The sequence below is a fragment of the Psychroserpens sp. AS72 genome (assembly GCF_038900375.1).
Classification (GTDB): Bacteria; Bacteroidota; Bacteroidia; order Flavobacteriales; family Flavobacteriaceae; genus Psychroserpens.
Window position 1 is genome coordinate 571575 of record NZ_JBBMRC010000001.1, and the last position, 22656, is coordinate 594230.

At 32.4% G+C, this 22656-nt stretch carries 20 protein-coding genes and 1 tRNA gene; 20 read left to right on the top strand and 1 reads right to left on the bottom strand.

Annotated elements, in window-relative coordinates:
* Positions 1-61 precede the first annotated feature (61 nt).
* From mraY to WNY78_RS02490, 10 genes are all read left to right on the top strand, one after another.
* Positions 62-1303, top strand: a complete 1242-nt coding sequence (gene mraY / locus WNY78_RS02445; RefSeq protein ID WP_342871585.1) for a phospho-N-acetylmuramoyl-pentapeptide-transferase — start codon at positions 62-64, stop codon at positions 1301-1303.
* Positions 1304-1378: 75 nt separating this feature from the next.
* Positions 1379-2716: a UDP-N-acetylmuramoyl-L-alanine--D-glutamate ligase gene (murD, locus tag WNY78_RS02450; RefSeq protein ID WP_342871586.1), complete on the top strand. Its 1338-nt coding sequence runs from the start codon at positions 1379-1381 to the stop codon at positions 2714-2716.
* Positions 2717-2728: 12 nt separating this feature from the next.
* Entirely contained in the window at positions 2729-3922 is a 1194-nt protein-coding gene (locus tag WNY78_RS02455; RefSeq protein ID WP_342871587.1) for an FtsW/RodA/SpoVE family cell cycle protein, read from the top strand.
* The gene (gene murG / locus WNY78_RS02460; RefSeq protein WP_342871588.1) at positions 3922-5016 is read left to right on the top strand and encodes an undecaprenyldiphospho-muramoylpentapeptide beta-N-acetylglucosaminyltransferase; all 1095 of its coding nucleotides are present in this window, start codon (positions 3922-3924) and stop codon (positions 5014-5016) included. Before WNY78_RS02455 ends, murG begins: the two co-directional genes overlap by 1 nt.
* On the top strand, positions 5017-6369 hold the full coding sequence (murC, locus tag WNY78_RS02465) for a UDP-N-acetylmuramate--L-alanine ligase (protein WP_342871589.1): 1353 nt from the start codon (positions 5017-5019) through the stop codon (positions 6367-6369). It begins immediately after the preceding gene.
* Entirely contained in the window at positions 6359-7078 is a 720-nt protein-coding gene (locus WNY78_RS02470; RefSeq protein WP_342871590.1) for a hypothetical protein, read from the top strand. Before murC ends, WNY78_RS02470 begins: the two co-directional genes overlap by 11 nt.
* Positions 7079-7082: 4 nt before the next feature.
* A complete protein-coding gene (gene ftsA, locus WNY78_RS02475; protein ID WP_342871591.1) occupies positions 7083-8417 on the top strand; it encodes a cell division protein FtsA in 1335 nt (444 codons plus the stop codon).
* A gap of 83 nt (positions 8418-8500) precedes the next feature.
* Positions 8501-10444, top strand: a complete 1944-nt coding sequence (gene ftsZ, locus WNY78_RS02480) for a cell division protein FtsZ (RefSeq protein ID WP_342871592.1) — start codon at positions 8501-8503, stop codon at positions 10442-10444.
* A gap of 149 nt (positions 10445-10593) precedes the next feature.
* The gene (locus WNY78_RS02485) at positions 10594-11040 is read left to right on the top strand and encodes a GatB/YqeY domain-containing protein (protein WP_342871593.1); all 447 of its coding nucleotides are present in this window, start codon (positions 10594-10596) and stop codon (positions 11038-11040) included.
* A 41-nt stretch (positions 11041-11081) separates the two neighbouring features.
* A tRNA-Arg gene (locus WNY78_RS02490) sits at positions 11082-11155 on the top strand.
* Between the two features lie 296 nt (positions 11156-11451).
* Here WNY78_RS02490 and WNY78_RS02495 read toward each other — a convergent pair.
* Positions 11452-11697: a helix-turn-helix transcriptional regulator gene (locus WNY78_RS02495; RefSeq protein ID WP_342871594.1), complete on the bottom strand. Its 246-nt coding sequence runs from the start codon at positions 11695-11697 to the stop codon at positions 11452-11454.
* A gap of 100 nt (positions 11698-11797) precedes the next feature.
* Between WNY78_RS02495 and WNY78_RS02500 the strand changes: the two genes are divergently transcribed.
* The 10 genes from WNY78_RS02500 (at position 11798) to WNY78_RS02545 (ending at position 22656) form a co-directional block, all read left to right on the top strand.
* Positions 11798-12241, top strand: coding sequence for an SHOCT domain-containing protein (locus WNY78_RS02500; protein WP_342871595.1), 444 nt, complete (start codon positions 11798-11800; stop codon positions 12239-12241).
* 12 nt (positions 12242-12253) lie between these two features.
* Positions 12254-12682 (top strand): hypothetical protein, encoded by a 429-nt coding sequence (locus WNY78_RS02505; protein WP_342871596.1) that lies wholly within the window; start codon positions 12254-12256, stop codon positions 12680-12682.
* Between the two features lie 741 nt (positions 12683-13423).
* The gene (locus tag WNY78_RS02510) at positions 13424-13837 is read left to right on the top strand and encodes a hypothetical protein (RefSeq protein WP_342871597.1); all 414 of its coding nucleotides are present in this window, start codon (positions 13424-13426) and stop codon (positions 13835-13837) included.
* A gap of 172 nt (positions 13838-14009) precedes the next feature.
* Positions 14010-14582: a hypothetical protein gene (locus WNY78_RS02515; protein ID WP_342871598.1), complete on the top strand. Its 573-nt coding sequence runs from the start codon at positions 14010-14012 to the stop codon at positions 14580-14582.
* 200 nt (positions 14583-14782) lie between these two features.
* Positions 14783-15112: an HNH endonuclease domain-containing protein gene (locus WNY78_RS02520; RefSeq protein WP_342871599.1), complete on the top strand. Its 330-nt coding sequence runs from the start codon at positions 14783-14785 to the stop codon at positions 15110-15112.
* A 74-nt stretch (positions 15113-15186) separates the two neighbouring features.
* Positions 15187-16674 carry a type I restriction-modification system subunit M gene (locus WNY78_RS02525; protein ID WP_342871600.1) on the top strand — a complete coding sequence of 496 codons (1488 nt, stop codon included), beginning with the start codon at positions 15187-15189 and terminating at the stop codon, positions 16672-16674.
* Position 16675: 1 nt separating this feature from the next.
* On the top strand, positions 16676-17860 hold the full coding sequence (locus WNY78_RS02530) for a restriction endonuclease subunit S (RefSeq protein ID WP_342871601.1): 1185 nt from the start codon (positions 16676-16678) through the stop codon (positions 17858-17860).
* Positions 17861-17864: 4 nt separating this feature from the next.
* Positions 17865-18737: a hypothetical protein gene (locus tag WNY78_RS02535; protein WP_342871602.1), complete on the top strand. Its 873-nt coding sequence runs from the start codon at positions 17865-17867 to the stop codon at positions 18735-18737.
* Positions 18738-18739: 2 nt separating this feature from the next.
* Positions 18740-19399, top strand: a complete 660-nt coding sequence (locus WNY78_RS02540; RefSeq protein WP_342871603.1) for a hypothetical protein — start codon at positions 18740-18742, stop codon at positions 19397-19399.
* Positions 19396-22656 carry an HsdR family type I site-specific deoxyribonuclease gene (locus tag WNY78_RS02545; protein ID WP_342871604.1) on the top strand — a complete coding sequence of 1087 codons (3261 nt, stop codon included), beginning with the start codon at positions 19396-19398 and terminating at the stop codon, positions 22654-22656. Before WNY78_RS02540 ends, WNY78_RS02545 begins: the two co-directional genes overlap by 4 nt.

Genomic DNA, 22656 nt, shown 5'->3' on the forward strand with positions numbered 1-22656 from the left:
TAAATCCATCGTCACACTGAGCGCAGTCGAAGTGTGATTTATGAAAAAAGTAAATTAACCAATGTTATACTATCTATTTGAATATTTAGAACAGCAGTTTCAGTTTCCTGGAGCGTCACTTTTTGGGTTTTTAACCTTTAGAGCTGCTGTTGCTATTATTCTATCCTTGTTAATTTCTACAATTTTTGGTAAGCGTATTATTCGATTTCTTCAAAAACAACAAGTAGGAGAAACCATTCGTGATCTTGGTTTAGAAGGTCAGGTAGAAAAAGCTGGTACACCTACAATGGGTGGAATTATTATCATTTTGGCTACGTTAATCCCAGTGTTGTTATTAGCAAAGCTTGAGAATATCTACATCATCCTGCTTTTAGTAACAACAGTATGGATGGGAATTATTGGGTTTATTGATGATTACATCAAGAAATTTAAAAACAATAAAGAAGGTTTAAAAGGTCGTTTTAAAGTCCTTGGTCAAGTTGGTTTAGGTATTATAGTTGGTGCAACGATGTACTTTCATGAAGATGTCACTATGAAAGAAAAGTTACCTCAAGAGCAACAAAATGTGTTATTGGCAGAGAACCCAAATATATCGCCTTCTAAGTTATTTGAGGAAGAAGCGAAGTCAACAAAGACTACAATACCTTTTATGAAAAGTAATGAGTTTGACTATGCAGATTTGATAACATGGATTAATCCAAGTTTAGGAAAATATGCTTGGATTGTTTTTATATTAATAGTCATTATTGTTGTTACAGCAGTGTCTAATGGAGCAAATCTTACTGATGGTATCGATGGTCTTGCGGCAGGAACTTCGGCCATAATTGTGCTCACATTAGGAATATTCGCATGGGTTTCTGGTAATATCATTTTTTCAGATTACTTAGATATTATGTACATCCCAAGAGTGGAAGAAATCACAATTTATATCGCTGCTTTTGTAGGAGCTTTGATTGGGTTTTTATGGTATAATGCATATCCAGCTCAAGTGTTTATGGGTGATACAGGGAGTTTAACAATTGGAGGTATTATCGCAGTTATCGCAATTGCTGTTCGTAAAGAATGGTTGATTCCAGTATTGTGTGGTGTGTTTTTAGCTGAAAACTTATCAGTTATGATGCAAGTGAGCTATTTCAAATACACAAGAAAAAAATATGGTGAAGGTAAACGCATTTTTAAAATGTCGCCTTTACATCATCATTATCAGAAATCTGGATATCACGAAAGTAAGATTGTAACACGTTTTTGGATTGTAGGAATCCTATTAGCCATTATTTCAATTGTGACATTGAAAATTAGATAGGTTTTGTCATTCCTGCGAAGGCAGGAATCTATATAAATGAAAGTAGATTCTGCATTGTAGTGTAGAATGAAAAAAATGAAAAAACAGAGGTTAGTCATATTAGGAGGAGGAGAAAGTGGAGTTGGAACTGCGCTTTTAGGAAAAGCAAAAGGCTATGACGTTTTTGTTACAGATAAAGGAATTATAAAAGAGAAGTACAAAAAAGTTCTTATACATAATGAGATTGAATTTGAGGATGGCGAGCATTCCGAAGAAAAAATTCTGAATGCTAATATCGTCATGAAAAGCCCAGGAATTCCTGATAAAGTAGCGTTAGTTAAACAGATTAAAGCTAAAGGAATCTCTGTAGTTTCTGAAATTGAATTTGCGTCAAAATTCACCAATGCAACACTTGTAGGAATTACAGGTAGTAATGGTAAAACAACAACTGCAACGCTAACACATCACTTGTTAAAACAAGATTTAAATGTTGGACTAGCAGGTAATATAGGTGATAGTTTCGCGAAGCAAATTTTAGAACATGATTTTGAAAACTATGTATTAGAGATTAGTAGTTTTCAATTGGATGATATAGTTGCTTTTAAACCACACATTGCGGTTTTAACCAATATTACACCAGATCATTTAGATAGATATGAGTATCAGTTTGATAAGTATATCGCCTCAAAATTTAGAATTGCAGAGAATCAAACCAAAGATGATTACTTCATTTACGATGGAGATGATGAAGTAATTTTAGATTGGTTAGAGAAGCATCCTGTTCAATCCACATTATTGCCTTTTTCATTGACTAAAACCATTGAAAACGGAGCGTATTTAGATAAAGAGAATATAAAAATAACAATAGATAACAACCAAATAATTATGTCCACAAAAAACTTAGCTTTAGAAGGGAAGCACAATATTAAAAATGCAATGGCTGCATCAACAGTAGCACATTTATTAAAAATTAGAAAACAAACCATTCGTGAGAGTTTAGAGAACTTTCAAGGTGTTGAGCATCGTTTGGAAAACGTACTAAAAATTAATAAAGTGCAATACATCAATGACTCTAAAGCTACTAATGTGAATGCAACATATTTTGCTTTAGAAAGTATGGATGCACCAACAGTTTGGATTGTTGGAGGTGTTGATAAAGGAAATGATTATAAAGAGTTGTTTCAGTTTGTAAATGAAAAGGTGAAAGCTATAATTTGTTTAGGTGTTGACAATCAGAAATTGATGGAGAATTTTGGTGGTATGGTAGATATCATTATCGAAACTCAATTTATGAGTGAGGCTGTTAAAATAGCGTATAAAGTTGCTGAAGCTGGAGAAAATGTATTGTTATCACCAGCATGTGCAAGTTTTGATTTATTTGAGAACTATGAAGATAGAGGTCGTCAATTTAAAGATGCAGTAAGAAATTTATAAAAAAGAAAAAGAGTGCAGGCACTATTTAAAAACATAAAAGGAGATCGATTAATTTGGGCAATTGCTGCTTTGTTGGCAATTTTCTCATTCCTTCCTGTGTATAGTGCTGCGAGTAATTTAGCCTATGTTGGAGGTGTTGGCAATACTTTTGGTTTTTTTGTAAAACATTTAATGCACCTCTTTTTAGGGTTTGCCATTATGTATGGTGTTCACAAAATCCCGTATCGTTATTTTAGAGGATTGTCTATGGTGATGATCCCTATAGTTATTGTCTTATTGGTTGTGACAATGCTACAAGGAACAACGATAGATGGTGCAAATGCAAGTCGTTGGATTCAAATACCATTTGTTGGGATGTCATTTCAAACATCTACATTGGCTGCGGTTGTTTTGATGGTTTATGTGGCACGTTACTTATCAAAAATACAAAATAAAAAAGTCACTTTTGCAGAGACGTTATTGCCATTATGGGCTCCAGTGTTTTTTATTTTAATATTGATTTTGCCTGCTAATTTTTCAACAACAGCAATCATGTTTCTTATGGTTATGATGTTGACATTTGTTGGTGGATATCCTGTTAAATATTTAGCAATTATAGTAGGTACAGGAATTATAGCGTTGTCAATTTTTATATTGATAGCTAAAGCATTTCCAGATGTAATGCCAAATAGAGTGGATACGTGGACGAGTAGAATTGAAAATTTTGCTAATGGAGAAGATACCGAAGCAGATTACCAAATTGAAAATGCTAAAATAGCAATAGCTTCTGGAGGAATACAAGGAAAAGGTCCAGGGAAGAGTACTCAAAAAAATGTATTGCCACAATCGTCTTCAGATTTTATTTTCGCCATAATTATAGAAGAATACGGTCTAATTGGAGGTTTGTTTTTACTGATGTTATATTCTTGGTTGTTATTTAGAATCGTGATAGTGTCTCAAAAGTCTGATACTATCTTCGGAAAATTGCTTGTTTTAGGTGTTGGTCTGCCCATTATTTTTCAAGCTTTAATAAATATGGCAGTTGCGGTAGAATTATTTCCAGTAACTGGTCAAACCTTACCCCTTATTAGTAGTGGTGGAACATCCATATGGATGACTTGTTTAGCCATTGGAATTGTTTTGAGTGTAAGTGCAAAACGTGAGCAAATTAAAGATCAAGAAATTAATGAGGATAATCCATTAGAAATTTTAAGTGAAACGATTTAATGAGTAACTATAAAATCATATTATCAGGTGGAGGAACAGGAGGTCATATTTATCCTGCAATCGCTATTGCAGATGAATTAAAATCTCGTTTTCCTGATGCAGAATTTTTATTTGTAGGAGCATCAGATCGTATGGAAATGGAAAAAGTACCTCAAGCTGGTTATAAAATTGAAGGACTTTGGATTTCTGGAATACAACGAAAACTGACTTTAAAAAATCTAGCATTTCCTTTTAAACTCATGTCAAGTTTACTAAAATCACGTAAAATCATAAATACGTTTCAACCTGATGTAGTTATTGGAACTGGAGGGTTTGCAAGCGGTCCATTGTTGAAATCGGCAACATCAAAAGGAATCCCGAGTTTAATTCAAGAACAAAATTCGTATCCAGGAATTACTAATAAATTACTATCTAAAGAAGTAGATAAAATTTGTGTGGCTTATGAAGGATTAGAAAAGTTCTTTCCGAAGGGAAAAATCATTTTAACAGGTAATCCAATTCGTAAAGATTTATTAGGTATAGAAGGTAAACATATTGAAGGTAAAGATGCCTTTACTTTGATTCATAGTAAGCATACCCTTTTAGTTTTAGGTGGTAGTTTGGGTGCAAGACGTGTCAATCAATTAATTGAAAAGCAATTAGACTATTTCAATTCAAAAAACATACAAGTCATCTGGCAATGTGGTAAACTGTATTATCAGCAATATAAGCATTACGATGATTTAGATCATGTGCAAGTTCATGCCTTTTTAAATAATATGGATATGGCTTATGCAGCTGCAGATGTTATTATATCTAGAGCTGGAGCGAGTTCGGTTTCTGAGCTTTGTGTGGTTGGGAAACCAGTGATTTTTATTCCGTCACCAAATGTTGCTGAAGATCACCAAACCAAAAATGCAAAAGCAATTGCAGATAAAAATGCAGCTATTTTAATAAAAGAGAGTGATTTAGATGCACAGTTTGAAAAAGAGTTTGATGTATTAATGACGTCTTCGGAAAAGAGAGATGAACTAAGTAAAAATATAAAACAATTAGCATTAGTCAATGCAACAAAAGATATCGCAGACGAGGTTGAAAAACTATTGCAACGGTAAATGAATTTAGAGCAAGCACATAGCGTTTATTTTATTGGTATTGGAGGCATTGGTATGTCTGCATTAGCTCGTTTTTTTGTAGCTAAAGGATTAACTGTTGGAGGTTATGATAAAACGAAAACAGAAATTACAGATGCGTTAGTCGATTTAGGGGTTTCAATTCATTTTGAAGATGATATAAAGCATATTGATGCCACTTTTTTAGATGTAAATACAACACAAATAATTTACACACCTGCAATTCCTAAATCACATAGTGAGTTAAATTACTTTAATGCTAATGGGTTTCATGTGATGAAGCGTTCACAGGTTTTGGGAGAAATAACGAGACAAACGTTTTGCTTGGCTGTTGCTGGTACCCACGGAAAAACAACAACTACAAGTATTTTAGGTCATTTGTTGAATGCATGTGATGTTAAGGTGACCGCTTTTCTTGGTGGAATAAGTGAGAATTATAATACTAATTTAATCCTCAACGGAACAGAAGTTTCTGTAGTTGAAGCCGATGAGTTTGATCGCTCATTTTTGACCTTGTCGCCAGATTTTGCGTGTATTACATCTATGGATGCAGATCATTTGGATATCTATGGAGACGCTTCAGAACTTGTGAAATCTTTTGAAGACTTTTCAAAAAAAATAAAACCAAACGGAAAACTATTCGTCAAAAATGGATTACCAATAAAAGGTATTACCTATGGAATTGAAGACGATAGTGATTATTCCGTAGAAAACATAAAAATAGTCAATGGTAGCTATGAGTTTGATGTAAAAACTCCAACTACATTACTAGAAAATTTCAAATTTAACCTGCCTGGTAGACATAATCTGTCGAATGCATTAATAGCCTTGGCGATGTCTGTAGAATATGGTCTCCCTCAACCGCAGCTCGCCAAAGCTTTAGCATCTTACAAAGGTGTAAAACGCAGATTTACCTATCAGATTAAAACCGATGATTTAGTGTATATCGATGATTATGCACATCATCCTGAAGAAATTAATGCAGTACATCAAGCTGTAAGAGAAATGTATCCTGATCAAAAAGTGTTGGCTGTTTTTCAACCACATTTGTTTAGCAGAACACGCGATTTTATTGATGAGTTTGCTAAAAGTTTATCAAATTTTGATGAGATCCTATTATTAGATATTTATCCAGCGAGAGAACAGCCTATTGAAGGCGTGACATCTCAATGGTTATTAGATAAAATTGAAAATAAAAACAAGAAACTAGTTCAAAAAACAGAATTAGTAAATGTTATTAAAAACAGTGATGCTCCTATTATTTTAACTATTGGAGCAGGAGATATTGGAGAAGAGGTTAAGCATATTAAAAAAGCATTGAGTCATGCGAGTTAATTATGGTTACATAAAAGTTGGATTACTACTAGTATTAGTGGTGTTTTTGTATGCGTTTTCGTCTATGAGAAATGCAACTAGAATTGTTGAAACACCACAAATAAAATTTGTAGATGACGACAATCTTTTCGTAACACATGAAACTGTTAGTAAATTGTTAATACAAAATCAGGAGAGTGTTGCAAATAAGCCTAAAGATATTATAGATTTGAATCGATTGGAATCTGCCCTAAACTCTAATCCAATGATTAAGCAAGCGCAAGTGTTTATGACTGTTGACGGTATAATCACTGCCGAAATTGAACAAAAAAAACCTATAGCAAGAGTTAGTACAAATGCGTCGTACTACATTGATGAGACAGGCTCGTTTATGCCTTTATCAACAAATCGTACTGCACGTGTGCCACTTATTACTGGTTTTGTTGAGAAAAATGATTTAGCAAATGTGTATGCAATAGCTAAAAAAATACAAAGTGATGATTTTTTGTTGAAACACATCGTAGTGATTCATCAAAATGAGGACAAAACAATTGATTTGAAATTTAGAAATCATGATTTTAATATCCATTTGGGAACTTTAAAATTATTAGATAAGAAAATTAATAATCTAAAAGCGTTCTATAAGAAGGCAATGAAAGATAAATCATTAGATAATTATAAACTAGTGAATTTAAAGTTTGATAAACAAGTGATTTGCACCAAAAAGTAAGAGGATGGAGAATAATAAAATTTCAGTAGGACTAGATATCGGAACCACAAAAATTGTGGCAATGATTGGTCGTAAGAATGAATATGGCAAAGCCGAAATTTTAGGAATAGGTAAATCCAAGAGTTTGGGTGTGCATAGAGGTGTGGTTAATAATATTACACAAACTATTCAATCTATCCAACAAGCTGTACAGGAAGCTGAGGCAGAAGCAGGACTTAAAATTGAAGACGTTACAGTTGGTATTGCAGGACAACATATTAGAAGTTTGCAGCATAGTGATTATATCACAAGATCAAATTCTGAAGTGGTAATTGATGAAGAAGATATTGATCGTTTAATCAATCAAGTTCACAAATTAGTCATGCTTCCTGGTGAAGAGATCATTCATGTGTTACCTCAGGAATATAAGATTGATGGTCAGGCAGAAATTAAAGAACCAATTGGGATGTATGGTGGACGATTGGAAGCTAATTTTCATGTGGTAGTTGGTCAAGTATCATCTATTAGAAATATTGGTCGTTGTGTAAAAAGTTCTGGTTTAGAATTAGAAGGTATTACACTAGAACCATTAGCATCTGCTAACGCAGTGTTAAGTCAAGAAGAAAAAGAAGCAGGAGTTGCTTTGATAGATATAGGAGGCGGAACAACAGATTTAGCAGTGTTTAAAGATGGGATTATACGTCATACAGCTGTGATTCCTTTTGGAGGAAATGTGGTTACTGAAGATATTAAAGAAGGTTGTTCAATTATTGAAAAGCAAGCTGAGTTATTAAAAATAAAATTTGGTTCGGCATGGCCTGGAGAAAATAAAGATAATGAGATTGTCTCTATTCCTGGTTTACGTGGTCGTGAACCAAAAGAGATAACATTAAAAAACCTCTCTAAAATTATTCATGCTCGTGTTGTAGAGATTATTGAACAAGTGTATGTAGAAATAAAAAATTACGGTCACGAAGAACAAAAGAAAAAATTAATTGCAGGTATTGTTTTAACAGGTGGAGGTGCTCAATTAAAGCATTTAAAGCAATTGGTTGAATATATTACAGGAATGGATACTAGAATTGGATATCCTAATGAACATTTAGCTGGAGGCAGTGATGATGATATTGCGAGTCCGTTGTTTGCAACAGCAGTTGGTTTAGTAATGGATGGTTTAAAACGCCAAGAACGCAAACGTATCGAGAAAGAAGTTGAAGAGATGTCTTCTGTGGCAGTTGATGTTTCCGAAGAAAATATAGTACAAGAAGAAGAGGTGATTGAAACACCAAAAAAAGAGCGCAAATCTTTTTTAGACAAATTAACAGAGCGTGTAAAAGATTTTTTAGATAACGCAGAGTAAAAATATTACTTATAACTCCGATTAGGTATTAGTGTCGGAGTTATTTGGGGGAATAAAAGTATAAATAGAATAAAAGTAGGTTTATGAGCAACAACAATGAATTAGGCAACATTGCATTTGATTTACCAAAAAACCAATCAAACGTCATAAAAGTGATTGGAGTAGGTGGAGGAGGAAGCAACGCTATTAATCACATGTTTTTACAAGGGATTAAAGGTGTTGATTTTGTGATATGTAATACAGATGCGCAAGCACTACAAAACAGTGGTGTCCCAAACAAAATACAACTAGGAGTTAATTTAACCGAAGGTTTAGGAGCAGGAGCAAATCCTGAAGTAGGCGAGCAAGCTGCATTAGAGAGTGTAGAGGATTTGCGTCGCATGTTAGATACCAATACAAAAATGGTATTTATTACTGCAGGAATGGGTGGAGGAACCGGAACAGGAGCTGCGCCAGTGATTGCTAAACTTGCTAAAGAATTAGATATTTTAACTGTAGGTATTGTGACGATGCCATTTCAGTTTGAAGGAAAAACAAGAAACGAACAAGCTGCAAAAGGTATTGATACATTGCGTTCTCATGTTGATTCTTTAGTAGTGATTAATAATAATAAACTTCGTGAAGTTTATGGAAACTTAGGCTTTAAAGCAGGTTTCTCTAAAGCAGATGAGGTATTAGCTACTGCGTCTCGCGGTATTGCAGAGGTTATAACACATCACTATACACAAAACATTGATTTACGTGATGCTAAAACTGTATTAAGTAATAGCGGAACAGCTATCATGGGATCGTCAACGTCTGCTGGGAAATCTAGAGCACAAGAAGCGATTATGAAAGCACTGGATTCGCCATTATTAAATGATAATAAAATTACTGGAGCCAAAAACGTATTGTTGCTTATCGTTTCTGGTTCTCAGGAAATTACTATTGATGAGATTGGAGAAATTAATGATCATATTCAAAATGAAGCAGGTCATGGAGCTAACATTATTATGGGTGTTGGTGAAGATGAATCTTTGCAAGAATCAATATCTGTAACAATTATAGCAACGGGTTTTGATTTAGATCAACAACATGAAATTTCTAATACAGAACAAAAGAAAGTTGTTCATGCATTAGAAGATGAAAGAAACGATGATATTCATGTTAAAGAAAGTGATCCAGCAATTATAACACCAGATATCATTCTCGAAAAAGAAACTCCAAAAACTCCTGAGGTTGTTATACATACTTTAATGGATGATGATGAAGATGTAAATGATGTTGTTGAAAATAATTTTGAAACAGATTTAATTACAACTACAGACATTATCAAAAACATGAACGTTGTTTATGATGAAGTATTAGATCATAAAGTCCAAGAAGAAGAGTTTGTTATAACACCAGTACAAGAGATTAAAGAAGTGGTGATTGAAGAAGTAGAAGAAGAACAAATCACACTCACGTTTGATTTACCATTATCTTTTGGTGCTTCGGAAGAAGAAGTTGAAGAAGCTAAAATTGAGGAGGATGATACAACATTTTTTACTCTAGAAGACGAAGTTAAGGACATGGAAGTAAAAGAGCATGTCGAGGTGATTCCTGTTACAGAGGCTAATGAAGAAGGCGAGAAGCGTTATGCTTTAGATGATTTCATGACTTATGAATCTGCAATGAATGAGACGAAAACTAAAGTTCAACCAGAGGTTGAAGAAGAAATCGTTTTTGAAAAAAAGACTATAGAATCTGATGTTATTGAAGAGCAATTAGGTGAAGAAGTTGATCCTATGAATAGTCCAATTTCCGACTTATTAAAAGAAAGAGCAGATGAGAGACGACGTAAGATGAAAGATTTCAATTACAAGTTTAATACTGCTAAAATTGATGAGATTGAAAAAGAACCTGCATATAAAAGGCAAGGTGTGAATTTAGATGATGCTCAGCATTCATCAGAAACCAACGCTTCTAGAACATCTGTTTCCAGTGATGAAAACGACGATATTCAATTAAGAAGTAACAATTCATTTTTACACGACAACGTAGATTAGTAGCAAATTTAGTTTAGTGTTTCACACTTTGTTAAACCCGAAAAATTGAGATAAATTTTTCGGGTTTTTTTTGGTTTATACTGAAATATTAGCACAAGATTATATGTTCAATTTTGTTATCTTCGCTATTCAATTAAATAGAATACATCATGAGTTTACAAACTGAAGTAATGACTGCTATGAAAGCAGCAATGAAAGCTAAAGATCAAACTGCATTGGCTGCATTGCGTGCTGTGAAATCTGAGATTTTACTAGCTCAAACATCTGGAGAAGGCGGAGAATTAACCGAAGAACAGGAAATTAAGATTTTATCTAAGTTAGTTAAGCAGCGTAAAGATAGTGCTGCTATATATTTAGAACAAGATCGTAAGGACTTGGCATTGCCAGAAATAGATCAAGCAGAAGTGATTAGTCAGTTTTTACCAGAAGCACTTACTGAAGAGGAAATTGAAAAAGTAGTTATAATGACTATTGAAGAAGTTGGAGCAGTAGGAATGAAAGATATGGGCAAGGTTATGGGTATTGTTAATAAAGAATTGGCTGGCCAGGCAGATGGTAAAACTATCTCTAATATTGTTAAGGCAAAGTTGTCTTAAGCATAAATTACAAATAGATTCCTATCTTAACAGGAGTTTAAGGCCTCGTAGTTCAACTGGATAGAATATCAGATTTCGGCTCTGAGGGTTGGAGGTTCGAATCCTCTCGAGGTCACTTTAACAAGAATCCAATTATCTAATATATAGATAGTTGGTTTTTTTTATATTAAAAACGTGTCACTTTTTGAGTCACCTTTGTTGGGTAGATTCAAAATAAGTTGATAAACTAATCTGTATCTCATATCAATCATCGATAATACAGCTGTCAACATTACAAACTCTAGAATACACAAACTAAATGCTCTTAAACTTCTGTTTTTTTAGGTGGGACTATTCGGAAAATGAGCAACTAGGGGGTGGCTTTTAATTAGGGTAGTCCGTATATTGTTTGAATAGAGGTTCAAAAAAAAATTATATTATATTTTTTTTTAAATCAACAATTTCAGAGATGCTTACGTCTAATGATTCTGCAATCTTATATAATGTAATGATATTTGGTATGTGTTCAGCTCGTTCAATACGACCAATTTGGTTCTTTGATAAGTTTGCATCTATATTAAGTTGAAATTGACTCAATTGTCTTTCCTGGCGAAGCTCTCGAATTCGCACGCCTATTTCTTTAATTAATTTTAATTCTTTTTGCTTAGACAATTGCATGCCTAAAATTGACTCTATCTCAATTATTTATCGACCCCATTTTTGTGGTATTTGTGAATAATTCATATCTCTGTAGCAAATAACCTTTATATAAAGAGTAATGAAAACATTAAAATATTTTAAAATTATAATTGGAGGGCTAATAGTGTTTGTTCTAGTTATTTTCTTGGCTAAAATTGCTACAGAAGGTTATTCGGTCAATTGGTATGGGTTTTCAATACTGTTCATTGGAGGTGGTTTAATGTTATATAGTGGTATAAGCCAAAAGAAAGACCCTCATAGCTTTAAAATAAAGGATTATAAACAAGATGATTTTAATCGGGAAAATGAATCTCTTGAGCATTTGGATTTATTAAACAAATCTGGATTAGTTTCAGATGATGAATACCTATCTAAAAAGCAAAGTATTGAAGTTAAGATAGCAAATACCATTATTGAAGAGTCAACAGAGTATAAAAGTCTGAAGCATTTGTTAGATAAAAACTTAATATCTCAGGAAGAATTTGAGAATAAAAAAGAGGAATTACTTAAGAGGTTATTATAAAGCGATATAATTATGAAAACAGAATTAATTAAACTCAAAGTGAAAGCCACATCTTCAATAGGAGGAAAAGCACTGATAATCATGAATACTTTTACAAGTGCTTGTGAAAGATTAGATGCTTCAATATTTGAACCATTAATTGAGGAAGACCAATACTTTCAGGATTTAAATAAGTATAAGTTTTTAGAATCGTTAAAAAATGAATTCGATTTGTTGAAAGGCAGGGGTTTTTCTAGAACAACCATGATAAAAGGCACTTGTAAAGGTTGTCATTGTGGAGATAGAGTTTATCAGTTTTACACAAATAGGGTATATCCCGCATTTGCATATATAATCCATGAGCAAAATAATCAAGTGGTCGATATATTCATGTGTAATTTGAGTGATGGTATGCAAGTTGTTGATTTGAGAGTATTGGAGAACTATAACTTTTGGAAATAATTTGATTAAATTTTAGTTTATGTATTAAATAATATTTAATGAAGCGAGTGTTTTTATATATATCCTTATTAATGCTACCATTTTTAATAATGGTCATAGTGAATGAATTAGTGAGACCTTCTCTTAAAGGTAAACCGTTTCAGTTAAACGGAGTTAAAGCAATGAATCCATATAAGCCTCAATTAGATAAATGTTCTTGGTATTGTTATAAGAAAACAACAAGTCATTGTAAAAAATATCATGTAAAGTTTGCACAGCCATATTTCAATTACATTGACCCATTCTATTTTGGGATTATAAAATCGTTGCATTCAGGTAATAGCTACCAATTGATGAATGTTGTATTCCTAGTAATACTATTGCCATTAATTATCTTTTATTTACTGGTTAGTTCAATTCGCATGCATCATAAAATAAAAACCATTAAAAAGAGCTTATGATGGAAATAGTTAACGAAATATTCCTCTATTGCTGTGATTTCATAATTAATATAGCAAATCTAACAGGTCTTTCATATTATGAAATTAATGCATTCCTTTTTTGCTTTCTATACCCAGTTTTAACTTTAACATTTTTGATAATTTATATTAAAAAATGAATAGAACTGAAAAAATCAATTAAATCGATTATGTAATACGCATATACTATAGGAGATTATTTTAGTGAAAAAGGGGTCAAAAGTGAGGTTTAAGTGGTAGGTTGTATTTTTGCCATATAAAAAAGAAGTTAACAAAAGAAATTATGAAATCTGTTACATTCAAATTAAACAACAAACAGTTCAGCCTCTTAAATAGCCAATTTTCGAACATAGGTAAAAACTCTCACATTGGTAAATTAGCAGTGGAGATAGCTAAATTATATTTTCAAGATAAATATGTAATGCCTAATTTTAAGGAAAATATAAATGGAGTTGATTTATCTGTAATTAATAATAATAGTCAAGAGGACTACGAAATCAAAGGAACAGCAGATTTCAATATTGCATTCAATAAATTAAAAGTTTCTAGTCAGCCATGCCATGATAAATTAGTAAACGGGCAAATCCTTTTAAGAATATGTGATATAGGCAAACAAGAGGTTAAATTGCATTTTATGAAATATAATGAAGACTTTACTATGGAACCAGAATTAAGATGGAGTGTAAAGAAGCTTTAATTAAAAATTACACAGTAGTTAAAAAACATTAAGTATATTTGAAAAACAAATCAAAACACAATACCTAAAAATAATATTTGAAACGTTCTACAAAAAAATAAATATTATTTTATACATACTTTAATATTTTTTACATACATTTGCCAATGTAATACTAAAATATTATGAAGTAATGAATATTAAACTCGGAGAAATAGCTTATGAAATATTGTTCGGTTCTTATGAAAAGCCGAAGGATGAGGGGCGTGTGAAGTATTTGTATGCGGGTCATTTTGATGACACATATATGCCTACTAAATTTGAAGGTAGTTATGTAGAGCTTAATAGCAGTAGTGATAAGTTTTTATTGAGGTCTAATGATGTTATTCTGGCAGGTAAAGGGCATAGAATATTTGCTTGGGCGTATGACCCAGATTTTGGGCAAGCGATACCATCTTCACTATTTTATATTATTAGAACAAATCCAGAAAAAATATTTGGGGAGTATTTAGCAAGCCTGTTAAACTCTGAAAAGATGCAGCACAAGTTAAATTTGATTGGCTCAGGAGCTACTATAACCTCTATTCCTAAAAAAGAGCTTGTGGACTTAGATATTGTAGTGCCAAGTATTTCAAAACAGTTGAAACTTATGGAGTTATCACATTTGCTAAATGAAAATATAAGCTTAACAAAAAAGCTATTAAAGCAAAAGGAAACCCTAAAGCGAGGGGCAATAAATAAAATGATTAATAATTTAAATAAATAAATAGACAAATAAAAAAAGTCCTAAAAAGTTGGTTCCTTTTTAAGACTTAATATAAGGTATCGTTACTTTCAGTGGCTTGTCACCGAACTGAAGTTAACAATGTTTGTGATAAAACAAAAGTACGCCTTATTAATGACATTTCAAAGGAATGTCCACGATAGAACTCGGCTACTAGTTGCCCTAATCCGTAAAAATGTTGGGTGGCAAATTTAAATGATGAGAAAATGTTTAATAAAAACAGATTCAAAGGTAGTTTTACGGAAGCTACAATAAGTGCGGTTTGGCAAAAGGCTAAAATTGTAAGTGGTAATAATCCAGTTCTATGGAGAAAAGATAGCTGTGGAGCTTGGATTAAGAGAACTGACTATGGTAACGTCAATTCTATATATGGTTGGGAAATTGACCATATTATTCCAGTTTCCAGAGGTGGCTCTGATGCTTTAAATAATCTTCAACCATTACAGTGGGAGAATAATAGGCATAAAGGAGACAATTATCCACATTGGTCATGCAAGGTAAAAGCTGCATAAATTAAAAAAAAGCTGAATGAGAGTCAGTTGATGGCTCTCTTCAGCTTATTATAAATATTTTAAATAATAGAATTATGAGTAATAAGTTAACACAAGAAATTATAAATCAGAAAGTATGGGCTGCATGCGATACCTTTAGAGGTACTATAGATGCTACCCAGTATAAAGATTACATCTTAACAATGCTTTTTATTAAGTATATATCTGATGTAAACAAAGAGAAGAAATCCAATTACATGCAAAAGTATGATGGTGATTTAGTTAGAGTAGAACGAGCTATGAGTCATGAGCGTTTTAAGGTGCCAGAAGAAAGTTCTTTTGAATATCTGTACGAGAATCGTAATCAAGCCAATCTTGGAGACATTATAAATATCGCATTAGAGAATCTTGAAGATGCAAACCGTGCCAAACTAGAAAAAGTGTTTCGTAATATTAATTATAATTCAGAATCTAATTTAGGTCAAACTAAAGACCGTAATCGCAGATTAAAGCATCTTTTGAGTGATTTTGTGGATTTAGATTTAAGACCGTCTAATCTTGCTGGAAATGACGTTATAGGCGATGCATATGAGTTTTTAATAGGAAACTTTGCTTCCGATGCTGGAAAAAAAGCAGGTGAGTTTTATACACCAAAACAAGTGTCTGTGCTTTTAGCAAAATTGGTCGAGCCTAAAGATGGTGACCGAGTATGTGACCCAACTTGTGGTTCAGGTTCCTTGTTATTGAAAGTTGCAGATGAAATAGGTAGTAAAAATGTGTCGTTAAATGGACAAGAGCTTAATGGTAGTACTTGGGCATTGGCTCGTATGAATATGTTTTTGCATGAAATGGATAATGCACATATAGAATGGGGAGATACACTCAATAATCCGCTACTTAAAGAAAATGACGAACTAATGAAGTTCGATGTGGTAGTCGCAAATCCACCTTTTTCATTAGATAAATGGGGAGCAGATAATGCAAGTGCAGACCGTTATAATCGTTTTCATAGAGGTGTACCGCCAAAGAGTAAAGGGGATTATGCTTTCATAACTCATATGATTGAAACATTAAATGAACATGGAAAAGCAGGTGTGGTTTTACCTCATGGAGTATTATATAGAGGAAGTTCTGAAGGGAAGATTAGGCAACAACTTATTGAAGAAAACCTATTAAAGGCTGTAATAGGGCTGCCGTCAAATTTATTTTTTGGAACAGGGATTCCTGCAACCATTTTGGTGTTTGATAAGAATAAAGGAGATAATACAGATGTATTATTTATAGATGCTAGCAATGAATTTAATGATGCTATAAATCAGAATAAGTTAAGCGATGCAAATATTGATAAAATAATAAGAGCCTATAAAGGATGGGAAACCATAGATAAATATAGCTACAAAGCAAAATTTGAGGAAATTGCAGAAAATGAATATAACTTAAATATCCCTCGTTATGTTGATACATTTGAAGAAGAAGAGCCTGTTAATATTAAAGCTACTCAAGAGGAAATAAAAGCTATAAAACAACAGATTGAAATCGTGGAGCAAAGTTTAGAGGAACATTTAATTTCTTTAGGGTTTTAATATGGAAGTAATAGAAGAACAAAAAAAAGGTTATAAGAAAACCGAAGCTGGTTGGATTCCTGATGATTGGAATATTAAAAAACTGAAAGATGTAGTTGATTTTCTTGACAGTCAAAGAAGACCAATTAAAGAAAGTGATAGAAGTAAAGCTCAAGGTGAATACCCATATTATGGTGCCTCTGGAATAATAGATTATGTAAGCAATTACATATTTGATGAGGAACTGATATTACTAGGTGAAGATGGTGCTAATATATTAAATAGAAGTAGTCGTTTAGCTTTTAAAGTAAAAGGGAAAATCTGGGTTAATAACCATGCACACGTTTTAAGAGTTAAGCCAAATGTAGATATAGATTTTCTTAATGATTACTTAGAAAGTTTGGATTATAGAAAATATAACACAAGTATTACCCAACCAAAATTGAATAAGGCTGTTTGTAAAAATATACCTGTTGTATATCCATCTTATTTAGAGCAAAAAAAAATAGGAAAAATTTTATCAGAGTGGGATGAAGCTATTGAAAAAACAAAATCTCTTTTTGAAAAGTTACAGCTACGTAAAAATGGCTTGATGCAACAATTGTTAACTGGTAAAACTCGCTTAGCTAGTTTTAATGATGAATGGCAAGAAGATAAACTTGGTAATTTCTTTACTGAAAGAAAAGATACAGGACATGATAATCTTAAGTTGTTATCAGTTGGTAGAAATGGTGTTTACCCTCAAGATAACACAGAAAAAAAGGATTCTTCTAATTCAAACAAATCTAAATACAAAAGAATTTGCATCGGTGACATAGGTTATAATACCATGCGTATGTGGCAAGGAAGAAGTGCTCTGTCATCATTAGAAGGGATTGTGAGTCCAGCATATACTATTCTGAAGCCAAAGGAGCATACAGATTCAGTATTCTTTAGCTATTTATTTAAATTGGAGGAGATGATTCATAAGTTCTACAGAAATTCACAAGGTATGGTTAGCGATACTTGGATGTGCAAGTTTAAAGATTTAGCAATCATAAAGTTTCAAGCCCCATCGTCAAAAGACGAACAAACAGCAATTGCTAATATATTGCAAGAAGCTGATGCAGAAATCGAACATTATCAAGCTTATTTAAAACAATTACAAGTCCAGAAAAAAGGCTTGATGCAAAAATTGTTAACAGGTGATATTAGGGTTAAAGTGTAAGGCTATGGAAATCGTTAAGAAGTTGTTGGAAAATCAAATGTTGATTTGCAGAGAGTTTGCTTTAAAATATACATGTCAATTATATTATAGCTATCAATCACTTAATGAACAGACTGTTTTAAAAAACATTGGTTCGGGAGTTTTTTTCACGAATCAAAACGACTATTTTTTATTTTCTGCTTCTCATGTAATTAATACCAAGGTGGCTTCTAATATGTACATTCCATATGGTTCAGAGATGATTGAGATAAGAGGTGAAGTGGTTAATACTGTGGTTGATAGTGGAAAAACAAGAGAAGATGATAAACTCGATTTTGTTATAGTTAAGTTGCATATCAACACCATTGAGAAAGTTAAAAAAATGTTTGATTTTATTAGCGAGAATGAGCTTGAATTAGACCATAAAATTTCAGATAATCACGATTATTTTCTTTTTGGTTTTCCAAATGCGTGGACTGATAAAATTAGCGAGAACAATAAAATTATAGGCTTCAAACCTAATCCATTAATATTACAGACAAATTCTAAGACGGGTAAATTTACTCAAGTGCCTGAATACGATGTAAATAGTAAAATTATTCTGAATTATTATAATCGTAATTATAATAGCACTAATTCAAGTGATAGATTTTCAAATCTTCCAGACCCAAATGGTATGAGTGGTTGTGGATTATGGTACATGCCAATGAAAGAGAATATAATCGAGGGCAAAAAGCATATTAAACTTGCAGGAATAGCAACTGACTTTTTTTTTCAAGATAACGCTTTAGCAGTAACGGCAATTGATGTTATAACCGAGACATTAAGACTGAAATTTGACCCAAAAATTCAGAAATCAAAACGTATTAAAGTGAATATTCAAGATAAAGCTGATTAATAATGCAGGATAAAATTATCATATTAAAAAATACTAAAAATGGTATTGTAAAAGATACAATATTGAGTGTTCAGGATACTATAAGGTTGAATTTAGAGAATTTGGTGAAGCTTCAGCGACCTGATGGTGATTTTGTTGTTCATACTATTCAAGAGCCTTTGTCGGGTATTGAATATTGGGGACTTTGGATTGCAGCAATTTTAGGAGTGTTAACAATTGGATATACTTTATTTCAATTGAAAAAATTAGTACAAAACGATAATGAATTACAATCGCAAATAGATGAGTTAGTTAAATTAAATGAATTAACTGAGAGGCGATTAAGAATGACTGTAAAACCAAAGTTATGGACAAATGGTAGCGGTTATAATGGAACTGACCATACTATTCATATCAAAATTAACAATCGTGGAGAACGAGCATTCTATAAAGGGTTTGATGTTTTAGAAGGAGAAGGTGCCTTTTGGATTCAAAAATGGAATCAAGACATCGTAATTGAAAAAGATAAATATATTCAGCTTTCAGGACGGACTTCTGGACATCCAAAAGACTCTAATTTTAAAATAAAAATAAATTATTCGGATGATGAAAATTACCAATATCAAACGATAATTGAATGGAATAATGGTAAAGTAAGATTTTTAGAAACAATTGAGTTATGAATACACCATCATTTTTAGAAGACCATATATCACAAATACCAGCGATTCAATTGCTGATAAATTTGGGGTATAAATATGTCTCACCAAGTAAGGCATTGGAACTTCGTAAGGATAAAGAATCTAACGTTTTATTTGAGGATGTGTTAAGAACACAGCTAAAAAAAATAAATAGTATTAAGAGGAAAGGTAAGACTTATGAGTTTACTGAGTCTAATATTAATACAGCTATTCTCGCAATAAAAGACTTGCCCATTCATGATGGATTCATTAATGCTAATGCTGCTTTTTACGATTTAATTACTTTGGGTAAAGCGATGGAACAAAGTATTGATGGTGATAAAAAAAGCCACACATTACATTATGTAGATTGGGAACATCCTAAAAATAATGAGTTTCATGTTACTGAAGAGTTTAGTGTATTACGCTCTGGCAGAACTGACCACTATAGACCAGATGTTGTTCTGTTCATAAATGGAATACCAACCGTAATTATTGAATGTAAAAGTCCAGCATTAAGCGGTACCAAGTCACCTACAGAATTGGCAATTGAGCAACATATTAGAAATTTTAGTAAAAAAGGAATTAGGTCTTTATATGTTTACTCAAATTTATTACTAAGTCTTGCCGCTAATGATGCCAGATACGCTACAACAGGGACTTCAAAAGAGTTTTGGGCGAATTGGAAAGAACAGTTTTCTAACAAGGAAAAAGAAACCAGTTATTGGAATAATCTAAAAGCTTTAAAAAATCAAACGCTATCACATGAACAAAAGGTAGAATTATTCGCTGAAAGAAAGTACGGATTCAGTTATGCTAAACCCTATTTTGATGGTTTAGAGAGTGAGGAGCGTTTAGTTACGAAGCAGGATGAAATACTTTATAGTTTATGCAGAAAAGACCGAATTATTGACATAATTAGAAATTTCACACTCTATGATGAAGGTGTTAAAAAAATCGCAAGATATCAACAATATTTTGCTGTTAACGATACACTAAAGAGAGTCACGCCTTTTGATATTACAGGGAAGCGGCAAGGAGGTGTTATTTGGCATACTCAAGGAAGTGGGAAGAGCCTTACAATGGTTATGCTTGCTCAAATGATTGCTTCGAGTCCAGAGATAAGTAACCCTAAAATACTTTTAGTAACGGATAGGATAGATTTGGATGACCAAATTTCTGACACATTTAAAAAATGTCACAAAGAAGTTAAGCAGGCAAAAACGGGCACACATCTTACTGAACTTTTAAATGAGAAAAGTGATGCTATTATAACTACTATAATTAACAAATTTGAAGCAGCTGTAAAGCAAAATAAGAAGCTCTTTTTGTCGCCTAATATATTTGTGATGATAGATGAAGGGCATAGAACACAATATGGTAGCTTTAATGTTAGTATGCAAAGAGTGTTTCCTAATGCTTGTTTTATAGCTTTTACAGGTACGCCCTTGATGAAGAGAGAAAAAAGCACTTCTAATAAATTTGGAGGTTATATAGGTATTCCTTACACAGTAAAGGACGCTGTTGAAGATGGTGCTGTAGTGCCGTTACTTTATGAAGGAAGACATAATTTAATGACTATCAATGAAGACCCAATAAACAGATTCTTTGATAGAGTATCGGAGCCATTAAGTGATTATGGTAAAGCAGCATTAAAGAAAAAATTCAATACAGTAAATGAACTTAATAAAGCTGAACAAGTTGTTTATGCAAGAGCATGGGATATTAGTGAACATTATTGTAGTTTCTTTCAAACCAATGGAGACAAATACAAGCCAAAAGCCCAATTAGTAGCTCCGACTATTAAAACTGCTTTACATTATAAAAAATGTTTAGATGAAATCGGAAAAGTGACATCTGAAGTAATCGTTACGAGGTCTGACCCAAGAGAAGATTATACTGATGGATTTTTTAATGTAAATGAGTCTAAAGATATAGAAGATAAATATTTTGACGCCATGATTGATAAATATGGTGATTTAAAACGATTTGAAAAGAGTGTAATAACCCAATTTAAAAAGCGAGAACATCCTGAAATCTTAATTGTTGTTGCTAAGCTGTTAACGGGATTTGACGCCCCTAATAATACCATTTTATATTTATGTAAATCATTAAAAGAACATACATTGCTTCAAGCTGTAGCCAGGGTAAACAGGGTGTGTCCTGGAAAAGATTATGGCTATGTTATTGATTATTATGGGAATTTAGAAAATTTGGATGATGCTTTAAGTACATATTCTGGATTATCTGATTTTGATGACTCTGAATTGGAGGGAGCCTTAATTAAGATTAGTGAGGAGGCTGAGAAATTGCCTCAAGCACACACAGAGCTTTGGGATATATTTAAAACTATAAAAGACAAAAAGTTTGAGCCTTCGGCATATGAAGAGTTTTTACATCCCGAAGATATAAGAAACAAGTTTTATGAGAAATTAAGTTATTTTACTAGGCTTCTCAAGATGGCATTATCATCTGTTGACTTTGTTTCCAATACTGATGAAGGTAAAATTAATTCATATAAAAAGGACGCAAAATTCTTTTTGAAATTGCGTATTGCTGTAAAACGAAGATATTTTGATGATTTATCTTATCATGAATTTGAGCCTCAGATTCAGAAGCTAATAAATAATCACCTATCAACAGAGGGAGAAATACTCAAAATAACTCCCTTGGTAAACATACATAACAAAGAAGAGAGGGATGCTGAACTAGAAAAAATAACTGGAAAAGCAGCTCAAGCAGACCATATTGCGAGTCGTACATTAAAAGCCATAAATGTAAAAATGGTTGAAGACCCTGTTTACTATAAAAAGTTAGCAGACTTAATTAAAGAAACAATTGAAGAATATTATCAAAAGAGAATTAAGGAAGCTGAATTTTTGAATAAAGCTAGAGAACTTGAGGAGAAGTTTTTACACGGCAGGTCAGATGGTGCTCCAGAAGAATTAGCAAATAAGGATGCAGCGTTAGCATTTTATAATTTCAGTAAATCAATTTATGATGATTCAGAATTGTTAAAGACTAAATTTCATATTGAAGCTAGTCTTAATATTGATAATACTATTTTAAAACACATTAGAATAGGGGATAACAAAATCATTGAATGGTATAAGAATGTAGATATTACAGGTAAAATAAATATTGCTTTAGGAGATGTATTGTATGATTTATTGAAAAAATACAATTTAGATACGAATTGGGAAAAAATAGATAGATTAATTGAAGACTGTATTAAAGTTGCTATTATTAAATATAAGTAG